General features: G+C 53.8%; 17 protein-coding genes. 8 read left to right on the top strand and 9 right to left on the bottom strand.

What is annotated here, in order from left to right; genetic code table 11:
* Window position 1: 1 nt before the first annotated feature.
* The 3 genes from zwf to IPM50_03420 are packed head-to-tail and all read right to left on the bottom strand — an operon-like array spanning window position 2 to window position 2,989.
* Window positions 2–1,579, bottom strand: a complete 1,578-nt coding sequence (gene zwf, locus IPM50_03430; protein QQS33648.1) for a glucose-6-phosphate dehydrogenase — start codon at window positions 1,577–1,579, stop codon at window positions 2–4.
* On the bottom strand, window positions 1,572–2,024 hold the full coding sequence (gene ybeY / locus IPM50_03425; GenBank protein QQS33647.1) for an rRNA maturation RNase YbeY: 453 nt from the start codon (window positions 2,022–2,024) through the stop codon (window positions 1,572–1,574). Before ybeY ends, zwf begins: the two co-directional genes overlap by 8 nt.
* Entirely contained in the window at window positions 2,021–2,989 is a 969-nt protein-coding gene (locus IPM50_03420) for a PhoH family protein (GenBank protein ID QQS33646.1), read from the bottom strand. Before IPM50_03420 ends, ybeY begins: the two co-directional genes overlap by 4 nt.
* 617 nt (window positions 2,990–3,606) lie before the next feature.
* Between IPM50_03420 and atpD the strand changes: the two genes are divergently transcribed.
* The 5 genes from atpD (at window position 3,607) to IPM50_03395 (ending at window position 9,812) form a co-directional block, all read left to right on the top strand.
* The gene (gene atpD, locus IPM50_03415) at window positions 3,607–5,118 is read left to right on the top strand and encodes a F0F1 ATP synthase subunit beta (GenBank protein ID QQS33645.1); all 1,512 of its coding nucleotides are present in this window, start codon (window positions 3,607–3,609) and stop codon (window positions 5,116–5,118) included.
* A gap of 47 nt (window positions 5,119–5,165) precedes the next feature.
* A complete protein-coding gene (atpC, locus tag IPM50_03410; protein QQS33644.1) occupies window positions 5,166–5,561 on the top strand; it encodes an ATP synthase F1 subunit epsilon in 396 nt (131 codons plus the stop codon).
* A gap of 262 nt (window positions 5,562–5,823) precedes the next feature.
* Window positions 5,824–7,794 carry a choice-of-anchor J domain-containing protein gene (locus IPM50_03405; protein ID QQS33643.1) on the top strand — a complete coding sequence of 657 codons (1,971 nt, stop codon included), beginning with the start codon at window positions 5,824–5,826 and terminating at the stop codon, window positions 7,792–7,794.
* 68 nt (window positions 7,795–7,862) lie between these two features.
* On the top strand, window positions 7,863–8,756 hold the full coding sequence (locus tag IPM50_03400; protein ID QQS33642.1) for a carboxypeptidase regulatory-like domain-containing protein: 894 nt from the start codon (window positions 7,863–7,865) through the stop codon (window positions 8,754–8,756).
* Between the two features lie 156 nt (window positions 8,757–8,912).
* Entirely contained in the window at window positions 8,913–9,812 is a 900-nt protein-coding gene (locus IPM50_03395) for a ChaN family lipoprotein (GenBank protein ID QQS33641.1), read from the top strand.
* Here IPM50_03395 and IPM50_03390 read toward each other — a convergent pair.
* Both IPM50_03390 and IPM50_03385 read right to left on the bottom strand, forming a co-directional pair.
* A complete protein-coding gene (locus IPM50_03390; GenBank protein ID QQS33640.1) occupies window positions 9,809–10,183 on the bottom strand; it encodes a hypothetical protein in 375 nt (124 codons plus the stop codon). The two genes, IPM50_03395 and IPM50_03390, sit on opposite strands and share 4 nt — an antisense overlap.
* Window positions 10,184–10,212: 29 nt before the next feature.
* Window positions 10,213–10,701 (bottom strand): YraN family protein, encoded by a 489-nt coding sequence (locus IPM50_03385; GenBank protein QQS33639.1) that lies wholly within the window; start codon window positions 10,699–10,701, stop codon window positions 10,213–10,215.
* A gap of 16 nt (window positions 10,702–10,717) precedes the next feature.
* Between IPM50_03385 and IPM50_03380 the strand changes: the two genes are divergently transcribed.
* Window positions 10,718–12,001, top strand: coding sequence for a sorbosone dehydrogenase family protein (locus IPM50_03380; protein QQS33638.1), 1,284 nt, complete (start codon window positions 10,718–10,720; stop codon window positions 11,999–12,001).
* A gap of 90 nt (window positions 12,002–12,091) precedes the next feature.
* Here IPM50_03380 and IPM50_03375 read toward each other — a convergent pair whose 3' ends face one another.
* Window positions 12,092–12,259 (bottom strand): hypothetical protein, encoded by a 168-nt coding sequence (locus IPM50_03375; GenBank protein ID QQS33637.1) that lies wholly within the window; start codon window positions 12,257–12,259, stop codon window positions 12,092–12,094.
* Between the two features lie 189 nt (window positions 12,260–12,448).
* Complete coding sequence (locus tag IPM50_03370) at window positions 12,449–14,122, bottom strand: methylmalonyl-CoA mutase family protein (GenBank protein QQS33636.1); 1,674 nt, start codon at window positions 14,120–14,122, stop codon at window positions 12,449–12,451.
* A gap of 107 nt (window positions 14,123–14,229) precedes the next feature.
* Here IPM50_03370 and IPM50_03365 point away from each other — a divergent pair, with 107 nt between their 5' ends.
* Together IPM50_03365 and IPM50_03360 are read left to right on the top strand one after the other, a co-directional pair.
* Window positions 14,230–14,730: a hypothetical protein gene (locus IPM50_03365; protein ID QQS33635.1), complete on the top strand. Its 501-nt coding sequence runs from the start codon at window positions 14,230–14,232 to the stop codon at window positions 14,728–14,730.
* A gap of 113 nt (window positions 14,731–14,843) precedes the next feature.
* The gene (locus IPM50_03360) at window positions 14,844–17,348 is read left to right on the top strand and encodes an LPS-assembly protein LptD (GenBank protein ID QQS33634.1); all 2,505 of its coding nucleotides are present in this window, start codon (window positions 14,844–14,846) and stop codon (window positions 17,346–17,348) included.
* Between the two features lie 61 nt (window positions 17,349–17,409).
* Here IPM50_03360 and IPM50_03355 read toward each other — a convergent pair whose 3' ends face one another.
* Together IPM50_03355 and IPM50_03350 are read right to left on the bottom strand one after the other, a co-directional pair.
* The gene (locus IPM50_03355; GenBank protein ID QQS34445.1) at window positions 17,410–18,375 is read right to left on the bottom strand and encodes a branched-chain amino acid transaminase; all 966 of its coding nucleotides are present in this window, start codon (window positions 18,373–18,375) and stop codon (window positions 17,410–17,412) included.
* Window positions 18,376–18,477: 102 nt separating this feature from the next.
* Window positions 18,478–21,072 (bottom strand): PD40 domain-containing protein, encoded by a 2,595-nt coding sequence (locus IPM50_03350; protein ID QQS33633.1) that lies wholly within the window; start codon window positions 21,070–21,072, stop codon window positions 18,478–18,480.
* Window positions 21,073–21,348: the final 276 nt, after the last annotated feature.

The raw sequence follows: 21,348 nt of genomic DNA, 5'->3' as shown, positions 1-21,348 counted from the left end.
GCTATTTCAGCTCGTTGATCCAGCGTCGGCCGTCCGTATTCATGAACGCGTCGGCCTCCGCGGGGCCCCAGCTTCCCGCGGCGTAGTTCGGGAAATCGCGTGCGGGCAATGCCTTCCAGACGTCGATCACAGGCTGCACGATGCGCCAGCCGGCCTCGACCATATCGGCACGCTGAAACAAGGTCGCGTCGCCGATCATGCAGTCGTAGAGCAGGCGTTCGTAACCCGTCGAGACCTGCTCGCCGAAATGATCGAGATAATTAAAGTCCATATCGACCGGGCCCATATTCACCACAGGGCCCGGTATTTTCGCACCGAAATGCAGCGTGATGCCTTCGTCGGGCTGTATATGTATGACAATGCGGTTCGTGGTCAGACGTTCGATGCCCGTTTCACGAAATAGCATGAACGGAGCCTTTTTGAACTGAATAACGATGCTCGAATGCCGCGTGGAAAGCCGCTTGCCCGTGCGAACGTAGAAAGGTACGTCCGCCCAGCGCCAGTTGTCGATCGAAAGTTTGAGCGCGGCAAAGGTCTCGGTATTCGACGCCGGAGCGACGCGCTCTTCATCGCGATACGCCGAAACCGCAGTTCCGCCGATCTCACCTTCGCCGTATTGGCCCCGAATGGCACATTTCAAAACGTCCTCAGGTGAGAACGGCTGTATCGCCTGCAGGATCTTCGCCTGCTCGTCACGCACAGAATCTGCCTCGAACGAAACGGGCGGTTCCATCGCTGTTAGCGTGACAAGCTGCAAAATATGATTCGGGATCATATCGCGCAAGGCACCCGCCGAATCGTAATATCCGCCACGCTGTTCGACGCCTAGCTTTTCTGCCACGGTTATCTGCACGTGATCGACGAAATTGCGGTTCCAGATCGGCTCGAAAATGCTGTTTCCGAAACGGAAGACTAAGATGTTCTGCACCGTTTCCTTGCCCAGATAATGATCGATGCGGTAGATCTGGCGTTCTTTGATCAGCCGCAACAGTTTCTGGTTCAGAGCTTCGGCAGAAGGCAGGTCCGTTCCGAAAGGCTTCTCGTAAACAAAACGCCGCCAGTTACCGTTCTCCTCTTTGCCGAGGCCATTCTTCACGACCTTTTGCGTCACATTCGCAAAAAGGTCGGGCGGCGTCGCCATATAGAAAAAGTAGTTGTCCGGTATCTGATGTGCGGCCGTAACTTCTCCCAGCAATTCCTTCAGATCGCCAAATAGCTTCTTATCATCGTCAAAATCGCCGCCTGTGTAATACGTGCGGTCGAGCAGCCAATTGATAAGTTTGTCGTCGAATCGCAGACTGCCAGTCTGCTCCTCTTTGTCTTCCTTTTGCAGGCTGGCAGCCTGCGTCCCAACTGATTGCTTTCCGACGAATTCTTCCAGATGCCCCGCCATCTGTTCGCGAAATTCCTCGGTCGTCATCTCCTGACGCCCGACACCGACTATCGCAAACGAGTGCGGCAGAAAATCCTGCCTTGCGAGGTTATACAACGCGGGCAGCAGTTTGCGTTTAGTCAGGTCGCCGGTCGCACCGAATATGACCATCACGCAAGGTTCTGCGGTTTTCGTTGATTCAGCCATTTATTCCGAGTCTATCACGGAGCTCAAGTTCGCGGGCGTTCATCTCGCCGTTGTCCGTCTCGTGGTCGTAGCCGCAGAGGTGGAGCAAGCCGTGGAGTATAAGCTGTTTGATCTCGAGTTCGAGGCTTAGTTTGTTTTCTTTAGCTTGTCGTTCCGCCTGTTCGGCGGAGATGACGATGTCGCCCAAGAAGTCAGGGGTAGGCGGTCGGTGGTCGGTGGTCAGATCGAATTCATCAGGTTCGTGCGGGAACGACAGCACATCGGTCGTCGCATCTTTGCCGCGAAAGAATTCATTCAACTGCCTCATTCTCTTGTCTGAGACGAACGCAACGGTGAAGGTCTTGCCGCTCGCTTCCGAAGCAAAGTCCGGCAGGGAAGCCGCGAATGCACGAATGCCGGCGGTGTCGAGTTTTACTTTGCGTTGGAGATTTACGACGTCGATCATTCCGGCGGCTGATTTTCGGCGGAGTGTTTCTCATATGCCAGGACGATCATTTGGACGAGTTTGTGGCGGACGACATCCTTTTCCGAAAAGTAGACAAAATCGATGCCCTCGAGCCCGCCGAGCACGTGTTCGGCCTCTTTCAGGCCGCTCTTTTGGCCGCGCGGAAGGTCGATCTGCGTTTTGTCGCCGGTGACGACGGCCTTTGACCCGAAGCCGATTCGCGTCAGGAACATTTTCATCTGCTCGCTAGTGGTGTTCTGTGCCTCGTCGAGGATGATGAATGCGTCAGACAGCGTCCGGCCGCGCATAAATGCCAGCGGGGCGATCTCGATAATGCGTTTTTCGAGCATTTTCGTGACCTTTTCGGCGTCAACAAGGTCGAAGAGTGCGTCGTAAAGCGGCCTTAAGTAAGGATCGACCTTGTCTTGAAGGTCGCCCGGCAGAAAGCCGAGCCGCTCGCCTGCCTCGACGGCGGGCCGCGTCAGGATGATGCGGCTGACCTGTTTTTTGAACAGAGCGTCAACGGCCATCGCGACCGCCAAAAAGCTCTTGCCCGTGCCCGCCACGCCGATGCCGAAAACGAGGTCCTTGCTTGCGATGGCGTCCAGATATTTGCGTTGATTCGCCGTCTTGGGTGCGACCGTTTTCTTGCCCGAAGGGTTAAAACGCGAACGCTGAAAATGGTCCTTCAGCGAATACGCACGGTCCTCGGCGATCTGTTTGAAAGCGTCCTTCAGTTCCTTGTCCGAGAACGTGTTGCCCTCGTCAAACAGATCGCCGAAATCCGAGAGTATGCGTTCGACGGTCTCGATATCGCGAGGGTCGCCGTCGATGAGCAATTCGTTGCCGCGTGCGCCGATGTTCACATCGAGCAGCGACTCGAGGTATTTGATGTTCTGGTCGTGGACGCCGAAAAGGACGTTCAGGCCCTGCGGCGGGAGTTCGAGCTTTTTCTGATCGCGCAAATTAAAACACGCCTCGTCAAGTATGGTGCTTGAACTGACGATACTTCAACGCCCGCCAACCGTCAAGAGAGAGGAGAGCGGAGAGTCGGGTTGCAGGCTGCCAGCCTGTGTAGCGTGTGGGGCTCGCGGCACTACGTTAGGCCGGCTTTGCCGAAGCCCGCGCGTCAGCAAGGGCGATAGCGAACCTCGACCTGGGACGAATGAATGCAAGTACCTTCTCCGAGGCGTCTTTTGTCTCGGTCTGTGTTCCGGATATCGCCCTTGCTCACGCGCGGGCTTTTGCAACTCCGCAGATCAGATGCAGGCTGGCAGCCTGCGTCCCGACAACCGACCATTGACCACCGACCACTCATCACTCATCACTCATCTCTATTCGGCTTACGTGACATAATCTGAGATCTCCGCTTACAGCGCGAAATACGAGATTCGAAAAATATGCGGTACAAATTGTGGGTGTTTTCGGTAAAAATATCGCTATTCTGCGGTCAAGATCGCGGCGGCGGCGGTCAATTATTTTGCCGTGCGGTCAGTTTTGCGTGTCGTTTGGTCGTGTGTTATCCTTACTGCTTTGTTATTTTAACGATATTTACCATCTATTCAGGAGCATTCTATAAATAATGGCTAACGAAAAAGCAGGGCCCGTGGGCAAGGTCGTACAGATCATCGGACCCGTTGTTGACGTTGAATTTTCAGACAATTATCTTCCGCCTATATATCAGGCACTCCGCATCGTAAGCGAAGGCTTTGACGGCGAAAACATCGACGTCGTCGCAGAGGTTCAGCAGCACCTCGGCGAGGGCCGCGTGCGCGCGGTGTCGATGCTCCCGACGGACGGTATGGTCCGCGGAATGAAGGTGATCGACCTAGGCGGACCGATCAGCGTGCCCGTCGGTGCACCTACGCTTGGCCGCGTGATGAACGTCATCGGCGAGCCTGTGGATGAACTCGGCGAGGTATCGTCTGAGGTCACATATCCGATTCACCGCCACGCTCCGGGCTTTGACGAGCAGTCAACACGCCTCGAGATGTTTGAAACGGGCATCAAGGTCATCGACCTGGTGCAGCCATTCTTACGCGGCGGCAAGATCGGCCTGTTCGGCGGTGCCGGCGTCGGCAAGACGGTCCTCATCATGGAGCTGATCAACAACGTCGCAAAAGGACGCGACGGCTTTTCGGTCTTTGCCGGAGTCGGCGAACGCACCCGCGAAGGCAACGACCTGCTCCGCGAAATGGTCGAATCCAAGGTCATTACATACGGCGACGCCTTCACGCACCATTTCGAAGAAACCGGCGCCTTCGACCTCTCAAAGGTCGATATGGAGGCCATCAAAAATTCGAAAGTGTCGCTCATCTACGGCCAGATGACCGAACCGCCGGGAGCACGCCTTCGCGTCGCGCTGTCGGGGTTGACCGTGGCTGAGTATTTCCGCGATCAGGGCAACGACGTGCTGTTCTTCGTGGATAACATTTTCCGATTCACGCAGGCAGGTTCCGAAGTGTCGGCACTGCTCGGCCGCATGCCGTCCGCTGTGGGCTACCAGCCGAACCTCGCAACGGAAATGGGCGAGATGCAGGAACGCATCACATCGACCAAGACCGGTGCTATCACTTCGATCCAAGCCGTTTACGTGCCCGCCGACGATTATACCGATCCCGCACCGGCAACAACGTTCGCTCACCTCGACGCTGTCACGGCTCTGTCGCGTCAGATCGTGGAGCTGGGTATCTATCCCGCGGTCGATCCGTTGGCGTCAAACTCCCGCATTTTGGACCCGCAGATCGTCGGTGATGAGCATTACAACACCGCACAGCAGGTCAAGAAGATCCTGCAGCGGTACAAAGACCTGCAGGATATCATCGCCATCCTTGGGCTCGACGAACTCAGCGAGGACGACAAACTCACCGTTTCCCGTGCTCGAAAGATCCAACGCTTTTTCTCGCAGCCGTTTACGGTCGGTGAACAGTTCACCGGTCTTAAGGGCGAGTACGTAAAGGTCGAAGATACCATCAAGGGCTTTAGAGAGATCCTCGAAGGTGAATGTGACGACATGCCAGAGCAGGCCTTCTACATGGTCGGCACGATCGAACAGGCACGTGAAAAGGCCAAGAAAATGGCAGCCGGAGCCTAGTCCTGATAACAAGTGCGATTGCGCCGTAATCGCCGGCGTTCGGATATATGTTGAAATTAGAGATCGTAACACCGGAAAAGAAGGTTCTTGAGGCCGAAGTGGACACCGTCAGTGTGCCTACGGTTTCGGGTGAGGTGGGCATAATGCCGGCTCATGCTCCGTTGGTTTCGGCAGTGCGTCCGGGCGTGGTCAGCTATTCCGGCAAGAGCCTCAGCGGAAAATTGGCCGTGGCCTCAGGATTTGTCGAAGTGAACAGCGACAAGGTTTCTTTGCTTGTTGATGCTGCGGCGACGTCTGATGATGTCGATCTCGATGCAGCACGGCAGGAAAAGGACGCTGCGGAAAAGGCAGCGGCCGCGTCTGCCATGACCGCCGAGGACGCGGAGGCGGCAAGGGAGGCTATCGATCTCGCATCGGCAAAAATGTCGGTCGCGGCGAAATAGGTTTTCGTCAGTACAACCTCTTGGACAAATATAAGGGTTGCCGAACGGCAGCCTTTTTTATGTCAAAGCAACTAAAGGGCTTATTCACGCGGCCATTTGACATGCATAGGTAAAACAGTCTAGAATTTACCGTTCTTTGGATTAAATTTTCTGAAAATTCGCAGCAGAATCCGATGCGTTATGGCATCGGGCTACGTTCGGAACAATATCAATTTCGCCGCATTTCAAGCGGCAGGATCCTAAAGTGAGGGAAGAGTCAATTATGTCTAACAAAGTTCAGTCCAGAAATAAGTTCCAATTTAGGTCGGTGCTTCTAATGATCGCCGGTCTGTTGGTAACTGTTGGTATGGCCTCGTTTCCGATGTTTCAGTCGGTCACGGTCGAGGCTCAGGGAGGCTGCCAGCCGCTTGCTGAGGGTTTTGATACCATCGCGGATAGCGTGCCCGGCCCCGGATGGGCGTTTCAAAACCTTTCGGATCCCGGTCCCGGGACAACCAATTGGTTTCAAGGAAACCCAACCGTTTTTCCGTCCCACGCCGGAGCGGCGAATTCCTACATTGGAGCAAATTTCAACGCCGGTACAGGAACTTCAACTCTCAGCAATTGGCTTTTTACGCCCGTTGTCGAGCTACAGAATGGGGCTCAGTTGAAATTTTGGACAAGAACTACGACAAACAATCCGTTCCCCGATAGATTGCAAGTACGCATGAGTACGAACGGTACGAGCGTAAATGTTGGGTCGTCAGCTACTTCGGTCGGTGACTTTACTACCTTACTGCTCGACATTAATGACACGTACAGCACCGGCGGTGTTTACCCTGAGGTATGGACCGAGTTCACGGTCAATATTACAGGAGTGCCGACCGCAACGAACGGACGCCTCGCGTTCCGTTATTTTGTCGAGAACGGCGGACCGACCGGCGACAACTCGAACTTTATAGGAATCGATTCTCTTACCTACACTTGTGCTACAGGCGGAGGCACGCCAACTCCGAGCCCGACGCCGACACCGTCCCCAACACCGACACCGTCACCGTCAGAAAGCCCAACGCCGACACCGACGCCGTCACCGTCACCAACACCGTCACCGAGCCCGTCACCTGGGCCGTCGCCGTCCTGCACGCCTTTCACTCAGGGATTCGAGGATGTTGGAACACTTCCGGGTGGTGGTTGGTCACTGCAGAACCTGTCAGAACCGGGTCCAGGGACGACTGGTTGGTTCCAGGGCAATCCAACGGTGTTCCCGTCGCATACAGGAGACCCAAATTCATATATCGGAGCGAATTTCAACAACGGAACGGGCGTCGCAACGCTTAGCAACTGGCTACTTACACCAGTGGTCACGCTTGAGAACGGCGTGCAGATGTCCTTCTGGACGCGTACAACAACCAACAATCCTTTCCCCGATCGCCTGCAGGTGCGTATGAGCACGGCGGGCACAAGCACGAACGTTGGCTCAACCGCCACATCGGTTGGTGATTTCACCAACCTGCTTCTTGATATCAACCCGACGTATCAAACCGGCGGTGTATATCCTGAAGTCTGGACGCAGTTTACGGTAACTGTAACGGGACTTGGCGGGCCGACGACCGGACGGTTTGGATTCAGGTATTTCGTAGAGGACGGCGGACCAACCGGCAACAACTCGAACTATATCGGCATAGATACGGTCGAGATCAGCTGCCCGACAGGCCCGACGCCTTCGCCGACGCCTAGCCCGTCACCTGTCGAATCGCCGACGCCAACACCGACGCCAACACCGACGCCGACGCCAACACCGTCGCCAACACCGACACCGACGCCGACACCGACACCGACGCCAACACCGACGCCAACACCGTCGCCAACACCGTCGCCAACACCGACGCCAACACCGACGCCGACACCGACACCGACGCCAACACCGACGCCGACGCCAACACCGTCGCCGACGCCAACACCGACGCCAACACCGACGCCAACGCCGACACCAACTCCTTCGCCGTCGCCGAGCCCGTCGCCAACGCCGACGAACTTCGTGTTCTTCAGCTCGCCGACGTATATGGATGACGAGCCGAATACGGCAGTGATCACATTAAACCGATCAGGTGACACGTCGGGAGCGGCAAGTGTTGATTTCAGCACGTTGCCGGGAACGGCATTTGGCGGAGCGGCTTGTGGGCTGCTGGTGGATTACATCACAGTAACGAACCAGACGGTCAACTTTGCCGCCGCCAGACGACTGCGATCGTAAACGTACAGATCTGCGGAGACATCTCTGCAGAAGGCCCTGAGACAGTCATCCTGCAGCTTTCGAATCCTGTGGGAACAGGCATCGGGCCTGCAGGCGGTGCTCCGCCGCTCGGTCCGGGCACGGATGCCGTTCTGACCATCAATGACACTGCCAACCAGTTCAGGAACACGCAGTGCATCGATATCTTCGAGAACAGCATCGGTCTGCCATATCCGTCGCAGATATTCGTCAACGGCGCTACGACGAACCTGTTCCGCGTACGTGTGACGCTGTTCGACTACTGGTCGAATTCACCGGACAACGTTGACATCCTGCTTGTAGGCCCGAACGGAGCGAAATACATCCTGATGGCAGACGCAGGCGGCGTGGTCCCGATCAATCCGAACGACGCGAGGACGCTGACCTTTACTGACTCCGCTCCGCAGGTCGTGGCGAACAGCACTGCACCTGCAACCGGCGTCTATCAGCCGACGAACTGGGAGACCCCTGTAACGACATTCCCGGTACCTGCACCTGCAGGACCGTATGTCGAGCCGGGATCGACCGTCGCACGGCCGGTCAGCCAGACGATGTTCGGTAACTTTGGCGGCATCAACGCCAACGGAACATGGAGCCTGTATGTGAGAGACGACGGCGGCTTCCCGAGGCCCGACACGCAGAACGGCGGTATCTGCGGCTGGGGACTCGAACTGCTGCCGGTCACGGCTGCGGGAGTCGAGGTATCGGGACGCGTATTCACGTCGACCGGTGCTCCGCTCCGCAACGCAGAGGTCACGATGACGGACGCTAACGGTGTGGTACGCCGTGCGGTAACTTCGAGCTTCGGTTACTACCGATTCGACGAAGTGCCGGTTGGCGAGTCGTTCGTGATGACGGTCAATTCACGCAACTTCCGCTTTGTCCCGCGTGTCGTCACCGTCAATGACACTCTCACTGACGTGGACTTCACGGGTCTGGAATAGAGGTAAAGGGAAGGCTGACGACAAACAATGTCAGCCTTCCGAACATCTATTGACAAAAATATTGACGGCGGCTTCGGTAAACCGGAGTCGCCATTTTTTGTTATCTGTAGGCATCGCAGCTATACGAGTTGCGCTATTCTTAACATTAATTGGTTTATGCGAACGATCATTTTTGCGGCACTAATGTTAACCTCTGTAAGCACTTTTTCGCAGATCGCCTACGATGAGGCACAATTTCGAGTTTTTGACGCTCTGGGAAACAGCCGTTCGGTCACAGATATCGTAGCGGCAGGTGAATCAAACGAGGTTATTTTCTTGGGCGAGATGCACGACGACGCCGTCGGACACGCAGTCCAAGCAGAAATCTTCAGACGGATAGTCCAAAGATTCGGCTCTTCGAGAGAGATCGCTTTATCTCTGGAGATGTTCGAGCGAGACGTTCAGATCGTTGTCGATGAATATTTGTCTGGCCTGATATCGGAGCAGCATTTTCTGCTGAGTTCGAGGCCGTGGGGAAATTACAAGTGGGACTACAGGCCGTTGGTTGAATTGGCGAAAGAGAAGCGGCTTCCGGTCATTGCCGCAAATGCTCCGCGGCGATACATAAACATGGTTTCCCGCAACGGCAGGACATCATTGAACGGGCTTTCAAAAGATGCAAAGCGATGGATGGCCCCATTGCCCTATTCCGAGCCTTCTGAGAGATACGCGGCCAAGTTCAAAGCGTTGATGGGGCCGAGCCCCGAGGCACAAATGGGTTTGGGCAACATTCTCTCGTCGCAGGCCCTTTGGGATGCAACGATGGCCCATTCGATCTACGGTTTTCTCAAATCTAAGAAGCGTCCACTGGTCGTTCATTTGGTGGGGGCCTTTCACACTGAGAGCCGGCTGGGCACCGTGGAATATTTGCTTGAATATCGCAAAAAAACTAAGGCGGCCGTTGTGACCGCCCGATACGAGGATGAATTTACGATGTTCGTTCCCGAAAAACACAGGGGCATCGGTGATTTCGTGATCCTCACCGACGGTAAGCAGCCCAGAAGTAAGAGAAATTAGTCCTTCGCTTTTGTCGCTGTGAACGGTACCGAGCCGAAGTTTGAGTTCGTGAATGTACCCGACATACCGTCCTTCGTAATGGTTCCTTCCATTGCGAATTCATAGATGGCTCCCATAACCTCAGTTTTCAGTGTCGCCGTGAACTTGTCGCCGGTTACCTTTCCGTTTAGGATCTGGCCCGTACCAATATCGGACGCCGTCGAACCGGTAAAGTTGTCTCCGTCAGCATTGATCGTCGCGGTTATTCCGATCGTCTGGCCGTCGGCCTGTGCGAGGATGTTCCACTTGCCCGCAATATTGTCCGAAACATAAGCCGATGCGATCCCGGCTGCTAACAGGAAAACTGCAAAAACAACTATTGATCTTTTCATAATTACTCCTTTTGATTCATTAGAACTTACTAAAAGCTATCATTCACAAGGCCTTCGTGCCAACGCTTTTTGTTGAAAACAGATTCGTTCCAATAGTCCTTTAGATATTCTATCGTCGGGGGCGATCCTTTCGGCCATACGACTGTAAGTGCGTCGTACCTGAAAGAAACACCACGTATGTTGAAAATGCGTCTGTAAACACGCGCAGCCCGAACTATCTGCCTCTGCTTTCTAAGATCGATGTTCGCCGTTGCAGGAGCGAACTCGGTGCTTCGCCGGGCCTTAACCTCAATGAAGCAGACGACGTCACCGTCAACCGCGATAATGTCGATCTCGCCCGTTCGCTGAACGCCGCGTCTGTTGCGTCCTACCGGCACGGTAAAATTTGTCATTACTAAATGCAGCCCTCTCTCGATCAGGTATTTTACCGCCCGATCCTCTGCAGCCGAGCCGAAGCGAGTTGTTCCTGCGGGTGAACCGTCATTTGGCAGCCTGCTAATTGAGAGGTTTTCGGACATTGGTATAATTGTATATATGAAATTATATCGCAATTTCTTTTTGACGATAACCTTAATCATGTTCTCGGCAGCGATGTTAGCCGCCCAGCAGCCGACGCCAACCGCTCCGGCGGTAATCCCGCCGCTTCCGCAGATCGTCGAGGTCGATCGCCCTGTGGTGCGTTCGGTCGATCCAAAGGCCCTTCCGTCGCCGTTTCACACCGAAAGTGCCCGACGCCCTTCGCGGCAGGTGCCCCAACCGGCAGATGCGAAACTATATGTTCCGAAAGGGTTTCGCATGAACGTCTTTGCTGAGGGAGACCTGGTCTATTCTCGCTGGATGGCCTTAGCTCCGAATGGCGATGTATTTGTAGCGGATTCTCGAGCTAACCGCATTGTTGTATTTCGGGATACCAACAAGGACGGCCGCGCTGATCAGCGTTGGATCTGGTCAGATAAGCTGGATCAGCCGTTCGGCATGGCGTTTCATAAGGACTGGTTCTATGTTGCGAATACGGATGCGGTTGTACGGTTCAAATACAGTTCGGGACAGACCCAAGCAGCGGGAGATCCCGAGCGGCTTGTTGAACTCACACGCGGCGGTTACAACCAGCATTGGACCAGGAATATTCTGTTTTCCAAAGACGGGAAGAAGATGTACCTATCCATTGGATCTGAGTCGAACGTCTCGGTTGAACAGGACCCTAAGCGTGCAGCCATCTCGGTTTACGACCCGGACGGCAAGGGCCACAGGATATTTGCATCTGGCTTGCGCAATCCAATCGGTCTTGCCTGGAATCCTGTCACAGGTGAACTCTGGACAGCCGTGAATGAACGTGATGCGATCGGCGACGACCTGGTTCCTGATTTTGCGACGTCAGTCAAGGAAGGAGGTTTCTACGGCTGGCCATATGCGTATATTGGACCGAACGAGGAGCCGCGGCGGAAAGGTGAGGCACCGGAATTGGTGAAAAAGACCATCGTTCCTGACATCTTGTTCAGATCCCATGTAGCAGCACTCGGGATAGTATTCTACGAAGGCAATATGTTCCCGAAAGAGTACCGGAACGATGCGTTCGTAGCTCTCCACGGCTCGTGGAATCGTTCAAAATTATCGGGCTATAAGGTGGTTCGCATTCCCTTCAAGGACGGAAAGCCGGTCATGAACGCGTACGAGGAGTTCGTTTCAGGATGGCTGCCTGATGAGAGTTCAAACGAGGTTTGGGGCCGTCCGGTCGGCCTGTTGGTGCTTCCGGACGGATCCCTTCTGGTTACTGACGATGGTGCCAAGAAAATATGGCGTGTCAGCTACGGAAAATAATACGAGCTGAGGTCATTTGACGGGTCAAATAAGAAAGGCCTTCTTCCCTAGCGGAGAAGGCCTTTTTCCTGATCGAAGACCGGGAAACAACTAATTGTTGCTCGTCCCGGGAACCTTTATATCAACTTCGATCTCTTGTTTTTGCGGTTTTGTCTTGAACACACCACCGTAGTACAAAGCGCCCATTATTATCCCTACGATTATTATCAGAGCCAGAGCCCAAATAAGGTTGCTAGCAACACTCTTTCCATCTTCCATGGTGAAGGTCCTCCTTAAGATAATATTGAGATTAGAACACCATAATTATTCGTTGGTCGTGTGCAAATGTCAAAAGTTCCGAATTTGCAAGAAAAATGTCGAAACACCCGGAAGTCATCCTGATCAATGCTGTCTTGCCAAATTTCTAAAGTCCTTGATCAACTCAGTAGTTGCTCTCAAACCGAAGACTCAAAAGGCAGGTTCTTCATAAATGCCGTAAACATCGCGCAGTGCAGCGCAGATCTCTTCTACAGTCGCATACGTAGCCACTGCGTCAATTATGGACGGCATAGTGTTTTCATTATCACGGGCTGCAAGCTTTAGCCTGTCCAGTGCCATTGAGACGGCTCCGCTGTCTCTGGTCGCCTTTACGCGGGCAAGGCGTTCAAGTTGATGATCGCGGACCGCCTCGTCGATCTGGAGGATATCCACTTTGGTTGGCTCATCTTCCATCACATACTTGTTGACCCCTACGATCGTCTGCTCGCCCCGCTCGACCGCCTTTTGATATTGATATGCTGACTCCTGTATCTCACGCTGCGGGAATCCGGCTTCGACCGCCTCAACCATGCCTCCATAACCGTCGATCTTGTCGAAATAATCAAAGCAGCCCTTGATCATTTTTTCCGTAAGCGATTCCAGGTAATAGCTGCCGGCGAGCGGGTCGACAGTATTAACCACACCGGTTTCTTCTGCGATGATCTGCTGTGTGCGCAGGGCGATCAACGCTGCTTCGTCCGTAGGCAATGCGAGAGCTTCATCATATGAGTCCGTATGCAGCGACTGCGTGCCGCCAAGCACGCCGGCAAGGGCCTGGATCGCAACCCGTGCGATGTTGTTCAACGGCTGCTGTACAGTAAGCGAAACGCCGGCCGTCTGAGTGTGAAAACGAAGCTGCATTGTCCGCGGGTTTTTGGCCCCGAAACGCTCTTTCATGGTCCGAGCCCAAACGACACGCGCTGCCCGATACTTTGCTATCTCTTCGAAGAAATCGTTATGAGCATTAAAAAAGAATGAGAGCCGTGGCACAAATTCATCCACGTCCATTCCTCGATCGACACCGTATTGTACGTATTCGACGCCGTCGCGCAGCGTAAAGGCGAGTTCTTGAAGGGCCGTAGCTCCTGCTTCGCGAATGTGATAGCCTGAGATCGATATTGGGTTATATTTGGGAACGTATCTTGTCGTGTACTCGAATGTATCTATGACAAGCTTCATGGCAGGCTTGATCGGATAGATCCATTCTTTTTGAGCGATGTATTCTTTGAGAATGTCGTTTTGGAGGGTTCCGGAGATCTTCTTGAAGTCGGCATTCTGCTTTTCTGCGACCACCAGGTACATGGCAAGGAATATCGGGGCCGGTGCATTTATGGTCTGCGAGACAGTCACCTCATCCAGCGGAATTCCGTCAAACAAAACCTCGAAATCCGCCAAACTCGAAACCGCGACGCCGCATTTGCCGACCTCGCCCTCAGACAACGGCGAGTCAGCGTCTAGGCCCATCAGAGCGGGAAGGTCATATGCTACAGAGAGTCCTGTTTGCCCCTGAGACATAAGATACTTGAAGCGGCGATTGGTATCTTCAGGCGACGAAAATCCGGCAAACTGCCGCATTGTCCACAGTTTTCCTCGATAGCCTGTCGGATGAATTCCGCGTTTGTATGGAAACTCGCCGGGAAACCCGACCTCGATATCAGAGCTGTCAGAGTCAGTATAAAGCCTTTCAACCGGCTCCAACGAGACCCCTGCGAAAACGTCTTTACGCTCAGGTGATCGGTCGATGACCGGCTTCAACGTCTCATTTTCCCATCTGATCTTTTCGGCTTCTTTTTCAGTTTCTATTTCCAGCAATTGCGTATCCATAGTGTGTCGAAATGAAAGACTATATTACCATAAACACATGCCCTCATTGCCAAAGGCCGCGGTCTTGACCGTTGCATTTGGCACGGCTTTCTCACATACTTGCCACAATGCGCGGAGTTTTATTTCAGAGTCCCATTGCGTTGCTTCTGCTTGCTTTCGCCCTTTTCGGCTGTTCTGCGAAACAGGAAGGCCCGGCAAATTCTCCCGCCTCGCCACAGACGGATCAAAGTGCGGCTCAGGGTGTTCCAAGCGACCGCCTCGAAGACCTAAAGCTTCTTGTGCGTGTTCCGTTCGAGGCTGAGGACGGAGTTTGGCGGATCGATCCGCGTTCAAAAAAGCTGACTGCGGTTCTCATCTTCACACCGGAGGATGCCCGGCTGCTGCTCGATGAACTTCGAAAGGGCGGTGAGGGAAATGATGCAGAAATAGCGCTCGAGTCATGGTTCCCTGAGGAGCTGATCGCGAAAGGGGAAATGTCCGGTGATGCGGAGCTGCGCGGCAAGTCGTATCCAGCAGACGTTTTCCTGATGGAGAGTTACAAGAGCGGCCGAGTGATACACATCGAGGAAACGGAAATATTCATTTTGGAACTCAGGTCCGGAGAATGAGTCGGTCAAGGCGGTCGAGAAATGTGCGGATCGTTGAGATAAAGCCTCGAGAGAAGGCAAACTTTATTGAAGTTGCCCTTCGTGTTAGCATCTTCTTATAAACTCCTGATTTAATGAGGGTTAATCGAGTATTTCCGATCGCTGCCGTTGCCGTTTTGTCGGTATTTTCTTCGTTCGGCCAACAAACCAATCCCGTTGAACGGCAGGTCGCAAATCCGATCGCCGATACACAAAATATAAATCCGGTTTCAGCGGAACAGGTTACCGCACCAAAACCAAAGCCGAAGACCTCGTTTGAACCGGAAGGCGGCGACGGCGAAGTGGTCGTCTATTCAGACACGCAGATAGTTGAAGAAAAGGACGGTAAACGCATTGTCCGCCATATTGGAAACGTTGATGTCAGGTACGGCATCTATCGACTGCAGGCTGATGAAATTGCGGTCGATCAGGCCACAGGCAACATTACCGCCAGAGGGTCGGTCATTTTTGATCAGGGCGACGACCAGCGAATTACGGGCGTCAATGGGATCTGGAACTATCGAACACGCCTTGGGAGTTTTGAAGATTCCACCGGCTTTTCCAATCAGACGAATGACGGAACTGTCATATTTTTTCGTGCAGATCGCGTCGAGCGCGTAAGTGTTGACGAGATACTTGTGGTAAACGGGATGTTTACTGCCTGCGAAGAGGCGGTGCCCAAATGGAGCTTTACCGCTGAGAGCGCACGCATCAAGACAAATGACCGGATCAGATTGAAAGGGGCAAAATTCCGGCTCCGAGATGTACCTGTCGTCGCCGTGCCTTTCGCATCCATCCCGATCAAGAAAAAGGATCGCAGTTCGGGATTTCTCACCCCGACAGGAGGCTACTCGCCCCGGAAAGGGCTTCGACTTTCGGGTGCCTATTTCCAGACGCTCGGCGATTCGGCAGATGTGACACTGCGGGGTGATATTTATACTTCTCGAGGTATCGGCTACGGCCTTGATCTGAGGACGAGGGCAAACTCGCGGTCGTACCTGAACGCAGGGTTTTATGCGGTAAAGGACCGCATTTTCGGTAAGAAGGCGGGTCCGCAAAATCCCGATCAGGGCGGCTCTCTGATCTATGCGGAGGGAGTACATTATTTCCCAAATGGATTTACGGCCGCGGTGGATGTGCGTCTGACGTCCAGCCTGGCGTTCCGTCAGGAATTTTCTGACGGCATCCAACAGGTGATCTCCCCGATAGAGGTGTCTCAGGTCTTCGTAAATAAGAGTTGGGATGATTACACGCTGAATCTCCTATCCCGTTCGCAAGTGATCTCGATACCGAACGTGCGCGAAAAAACGCGCAATTTGCCGAGCATCAATTTTGAAAAGCGGCCGTCGATGCTGAAGTTCCTCGATGGCGTATATTTCTCGTTCAAATCAAGTCTAGAAGGTGTATCCCGCCGCGAAGAAGTTGACGATATAGAACTTTATCGCAGGCGAACGGGCAGCGACCCGGTGATCACACCCGCTCTTTCGCAGCGTTTGGACGCATTTCCGCAGGTAACCGTTCCCATTAGCACAAAGTATTTCAATTTCACCGCCACTGCCTCAGGGCGCGTGACCTACTACTCAGATTCCTTCAATGATATGAGGCAGGTCGTCGGGCGCGACCTTTTGAGGACCTATGGAGAGTTTGCCTTCGACGTTCGTCCGGTCGCGTTGGCGAGGAATTTTTACGGCTCGAATGACAGGTTTCGTTTTCGCCATGTGATCGAACCATTTGCGACGTATCGGGTCGTTAAAGGCATCAACAACTTCAATCGGCTGATCAGGTTCGACCATTTGGACACGGCAACGAATACCAACGAGATCGAATTCGGCGTCACTAACCGTGTTTATACCCGACGATATTCTGAAGCCGTCTCAGAGGAGGCCAGAAAGGGGCTGAGTGCGGATCCGTCGGCAGGCCTCAAGTCGCTGAGTATTCAGCCCTACGAGATCTTCACGCTGACGGTACGGGGAAAGTACTTTTTTGATAATACCTTCGGCGGAGCTCTGGTTGCCGGCCGCCGTAATCAGATCGAGCCAATTACGGCAATGAGTTTCTATACATTCGGCGGGGCCCCGCGTCGATTCTCGCCCTTGAATATTGAGGCGGTCTATCGGCCCCAAAAGGATATCGATATCAGTACGCGAATGGACATCGGTATGAAGGGCGACGGCCTGAGAGCGATATCAGCGACCGTTGGATACAAAAAAGATATCGTCAATTTTTTCCAGACTTTCTACTACACGAGGGCTGTGACGTTGATCCCGTCTCTTGCTCAATATGCTGACGAGAACGGGAAAGAGCCGGGTACGCTTCGCGGCTCTCAATGGAGCCCTGCCCTATTTCTCGGCGACCGCAGACGCGGCCTTTACGGAGGGGCGTCTCTGTTTTTTGATTTTCAGAATCGGCGTTCATCGCGCACATCGCCGCTGATAAGTTCACTTTATACAGTAGGTTACGCGTCGAACTGCTGTGCGGTCGCGGTGCAGTACTACACGTTCAATGTTGGCACCCGGAGTGAGAACCGTTTTGTTTTCAGTTTCCGGTTGAACGGCATAGGTGCTTTTGGGACGGAACAATTCGGACAGGGACTGCGATAAGAAATAAAAAAAAGCGGCGATAGGTCTCGCCGCTTCTATTTAAACCGAGAAAGGCTAAGCTTCAGGCATTAGCCGTTTTTTTTTCATCGCCGGCGTTCACGAATGTAAGCCAATCCGCTCCGAACGGTGCCGGACGTTCGGCCGTAATGACCTTGAAAAACTCTTCCTGCAGCCGTTTGGTGACCTCTCCGCGGCGTCCCTGGCCGACCGTGATGCGGTCAACGGATCGAATAGGAGTGATCTCGGCAGCCGTGCCGGTGAAAAATGCCTCGTCGGCAAGGTAAAGAGCTGAACGCTGGATCTGCGTCTCAACGATCTCAATACCCATTTCCCGAGCGATCTGGATCACAGAATCTCGGGTGATGCCGGGCAGAATTGAAGCTCCGAGCGGCGGCGTGAATAACTTGCCGCCGTTGACCAGAAATATATTCTCGCCCGAGCCTTCGGAAACGTAACCTCGGTCGTCGAGGGCAATTCCCTCTGAAAAACCGCCTAAGATCGCTTCCATCTTGATAAGCTGCGAGTTCATGTAATTCGCACCAGCCTTTGCCATTGCGGGCATCGAATTGGTCGTTATTCTTGACCAGCTCGATACACAAACGTCGATACCGTTCTCGATGGCCTCTTCACCCAAATATTTTCCCCACTGCCACACGGCAATGTAGCAATCGATCGGATTCGGGAAAGGGTTTACGCCGAAAGCAGGCTTTGCTTCGTCGAGGCCTCGAAAGATCAACGGCCTGATGTAACAGTGCTGCAGTCCGCTGTCCCTGATCAATTGGACGGTCGCATCGCAAAAAGCCTCGCGGTCAAATACGGGATCCATCCTGTAGATCTTGGCCGAATTGACAAGCCGCTGCATATGTTCTTTGAGACGGAATACGGCCGGCCCCTTAACGGTCTCATAGCACCGAATGCCTTCAAAGACGCTGGAACCGTAATTCACGACGTGAGACATGACGTGAATGCGCGCATCATCCCAATCCAGGAATTCGCCATTCTTCCAAACCATTGAGGCTATCTCCATCGTTGCAACATCTTTTCCTGCCATAGATCTCTCCTTTTTCGACAGCGTAACACTAGAACTAAACCACGATTACGCCTGCGTTTCTAAAATTGTCCAAAACCGCTAAAGTATGAACGTCCTGGATGCAGTGTCGTCCAACCGCGAACTGAAGTTCACGCCATCAACATTTATTGTTATCACCACGGGTTTGTCACCAGCCCCTGCGAGGCTTTCGGGAATATCGAAATCCAATGCGTAAACACCCGGTTCGATCAAAGTCGCCGCAGTTACGATCTGCGTTCCGGCCACGGTTACGTCGCCGATCCTAATAAATATGAACGGCGGAGCAGCCCGGGCGATACCGGTGGCGTAAACCCTGAGACGGGATGGCACCAATTTATTGCCTTTTACCTTCACCGTTCTGATCACAAAGGGTTCTGTACGCCAGACGGTGTTAGTTACGTTGAACATCTTCGTTCTGCCGCCGGGGCCGATCAAGCTTTCGCGGTTAAAGATGTCCGGCTGACCGGGAACGACACGGATCCAATCCCTCATTACGGTGCCATTGTTGTAAATAACTAACGGATAGATCGTTCCTTGAGCTGTGTTGCTGAGGCCTTCAGGGGCCACGAATTCGATCCGACGCTGGCTCACCGACTTCAAGCCGCACGAGACCCCATTGATCGTTACCGACACGCCGCTAAGTTCAAACGGAAGCGTTGGACGGCGTTCCAGTGAACCGATCGCTTGCCTGGCAATGATCGGCCGGTCGTCACCCGCCTGGAAATTCATAATGGTCAGCATTCCCGACGAAATGCCCGGCACCGAAGGCGGCGTCTGTGGCGTCGGCGTTGGCGTCGGCGTTCCGGTTGGGCTCGCCGTCGGGGAAGGTGATGGTGACGGTGTCGGCGTAGCAGCAGGAGACGGCGTAGGTGTCGGTGACGGAGTTCCGGTCGGCGTAGGAGAAGGCGACGGCGTCGGCGTCGGGGATGGTACGGGCGCTTGGTCGATCGGCATTCGGCTCGCTCCGGTCGCCAGGGATGTCACCACAGGAGCCTCGCGTTCGAAATTCGGGGTCAGAAGGTAATATACCTCCGGCTGACCATCAGAGTTGCCTGTACCAAACTCAGTGAAGCCCATGTTAAAGGTCATTCTCTTTGACGAGTCACTTGGGATCAGCTGAACCGAGACAAGGATGCCGCCCGGGACGGGAAAATTCCCGATCCTCTTGAACCGCGCTGTTTGAGCCGGTTCATCCAGCGGATATGTGTAGACCTGAGCCTGTCTGAATACGCTTGGATTCAAGCCGTCGGATGTTGTCGTCGCGACGGTGCCGTCGGGCTTGATATTCATTCTGGTCTCAAGAACCAGTGTTTCCGGAGCTCCGGACATTGAATAGTCTGTGAATCCCGGATAACGAGCAATATCGCCGCCCGTGGCATCGGTGTCGGCATCGCTGCGTGCGAGGATGCGGCGGAAACTGTTGTCCGTAGTGTCAAAGAGATACGTTGCAAATGACGTATAATTCGTTCCGCTATTCTCATTTGCCAGATCCGCATAGGAATCAAATGCAATATAGCGGCCATCACGGCTCATCCGCCTGCCCAGATCGAGTATGTTGACAACATCGCCGGGATCTGTCGGCGTGGTTACCGTCACCTGCTTCCTCGTGCCTGTCGGGGCTCCTTGCGAGTTCAGATCAGAGTAGAAGATCTCTTCATTCCGGCTGCTGAGCGGATTATTGCCGCCGGTCATCCCAATTATCGGATTGTCCCCGGTACTTGCGAAAACGACTCGCTGACCGTTGCCGGAAATGGTTGGATTCTTATTATAGATCGGATTTGAGATCGGCCCTCGAGGTGTTTGTGTGACCTGAGAGATCAAGCCGAGCGAGCGTACGAATGTAAATATCTCGTCATTGTCCTCAGTTGGGAAAGAATTCCCGCCGGTCACAAGGTCCCTTGTTGAGGCAAACGCAATGACATTTCCGTCATCGCTGATACTAGCGTCGTGGTTGTCGTCAGCCACATACGGCCCTGTGGACGCTGTACCTGCTCTCGGCAGCTGACTCGGGAATGTATTCGTCACACGAATAAAATTGCCGGCCGAGAGATCCGAGAACGGGATCTCTTCGCCCGCCGACAGGTCCGAAACCGGTGTATACGCCGGGATCTCGTAGAGCCACATTTCAAGGTTCGCGTCCTGAGACAGCGGATTTGCGGGCGGCGTAGGCGTCGGCGTTGGCGAACCGGTCGGCGTAGGGCTCGGTGAGCCTGTGGGCGTAGGCGTTGGCGACGGGGTCGGCGTTGGAGCCGTAAAGGCATTCCCATCGAACGAGCCCGGGTTTGTTGCGTCCGGGGCGGACGGCGTCGACGTAGTTGCATTGGAACTGAACGCTATCCATCGCCCGTCTCTACTGATGACCGGCCTTGTGTTGACTATCGCGATTCGAACATTCGAGAAAAAGCCCGGGATCGCGGTGTTGAAAAGAACGCTCTTTGTGTCCGTCAGCTGGAAGATCTGACGCTGAGCATAGTCGAAAAGGAAAATTTCGTTATTTCCGTCCTCGTTCCGGGGATTGACCGTCGCGAGGTTACCAAATGATTCAAATACGATGAAGCGCCCGTCCCCGCTTATGCCGCCTGCATACGTTTCTGCGGGAGAATCGCTAATTTGAGCTATTATGGAGTCAATTTGAGCAAGGCCGGGAACGGCCAATACCAAGGTAATAAGAAATGATAAAACTAAGGGTCTTCGAGACGTCACAAATTCCTCCGATATGCGCCTGTGCGGACGTAGGTCGTCCGCTATCGGTCGCGGAGTGCCCGTTGGCTCAAAACATTAAATTTTATTTTCTCAAGCCGCTTTCTGCAAGCAAGTAACTCATTTAGTGGTGCCAAACGGCCCCGAGCACATAGGGTTTTGATGCGGCCGCCGACCGCTGGGGTTGTCAAATCGGTAAAGGTATATATCATTTATTATTAATAGCTTACG

Source organism: Acidobacteriota bacterium (assembly GCA_016700075.1).
Lineage (GTDB): Bacteria > Acidobacteriota > Blastocatellia > Pyrinomonadales > Pyrinomonadaceae > OLB17.
Note: the sequence above shows the minus strand (reverse complement) of the source record. Positions and strands in the feature narration are given on the sequence as shown.

What these genes read in the sequence shown, in the direction of transcription:
- atpD (QQS33645.1), top strand. Translation starts at nt 3,607, where the DNA reads ATGGCTAACGAAAAAGCAGGGCCCGTGGGCAAGGTCGTACAGATCATC.
- IPM50_03370 (QQS33636.1), bottom strand. Translation starts at nt 14,122, where the DNA reads ATGGATACGCAATTGCTGGAAATAGAAACTGAAAAAGAAGCCGAAAAG.
- IPM50_03390 (QQS33640.1), bottom strand. Translation starts at nt 10,183, where the DNA reads ATGAAAAGATCAATAGTTGTTTTTGCAGTTTTCCTGTTAGCAGCCGGG.
- IPM50_03395 (QQS33641.1), top strand. Translation starts at nt 8,913, where the DNA reads ATGCGAACGATCATTTTTGCGGCACTAATGTTAACCTCTGTAAGCACT.
- atpC (QQS33644.1), top strand. Translation starts at nt 5,166, where the DNA reads ATGTTGAAATTAGAGATCGTAACACCGGAAAAGAAGGTTCTTGAGGCC.
- ybeY (QQS33647.1), bottom strand. Translation starts at nt 2,024, where the DNA reads ATGATCGACGTCGTAAATCTCCAACGCAAAGTAAAACTCGACACCGCC.
- IPM50_03360 (QQS33634.1), top strand. Translation starts at nt 14,844, where the DNA reads ATGAGGGTTAATCGAGTATTTCCGATCGCTGCCGTTGCCGTTTTGTCG.
- IPM50_03405 (QQS33643.1), top strand. Translation starts at nt 5,824, where the DNA reads ATGTCTAACAAAGTTCAGTCCAGAAATAAGTTCCAATTTAGGTCGGTG.
- IPM50_03380 (QQS33638.1), top strand. Translation starts at nt 10,718, where the DNA reads ATGAAATTATATCGCAATTTCTTTTTGACGATAACCTTAATCATGTTC.
- zwf (QQS33648.1), bottom strand. Translation starts at nt 1,579, where the DNA reads ATGGCTGAATCAACGAAAACCGCAGAACCTTGCGTGATGGTCATATTC.
- IPM50_03375 (QQS33637.1), bottom strand. Translation starts at nt 12,259, where the DNA reads ATGGAAGATGGAAAGAGTGTTGCTAGCAACCTTATTTGGGCTCTGGCT.
- IPM50_03355 (QQS34445.1), bottom strand. Translation starts at nt 18,375, where the DNA reads ATGGAGATAGCCTCAATGGTTTGGAAGAATGGCGAATTCCTGGATTGG.
- IPM50_03385 (QQS33639.1), bottom strand. Translation starts at nt 10,701, where the DNA reads ATGTCCGAAAACCTCTCAATTAGCAGGCTGCCAAATGACGGTTCACCC.
- IPM50_03365 (QQS33635.1), top strand. Translation starts at nt 14,230, where the DNA reads ATGCGCGGAGTTTTATTTCAGAGTCCCATTGCGTTGCTTCTGCTTGCT.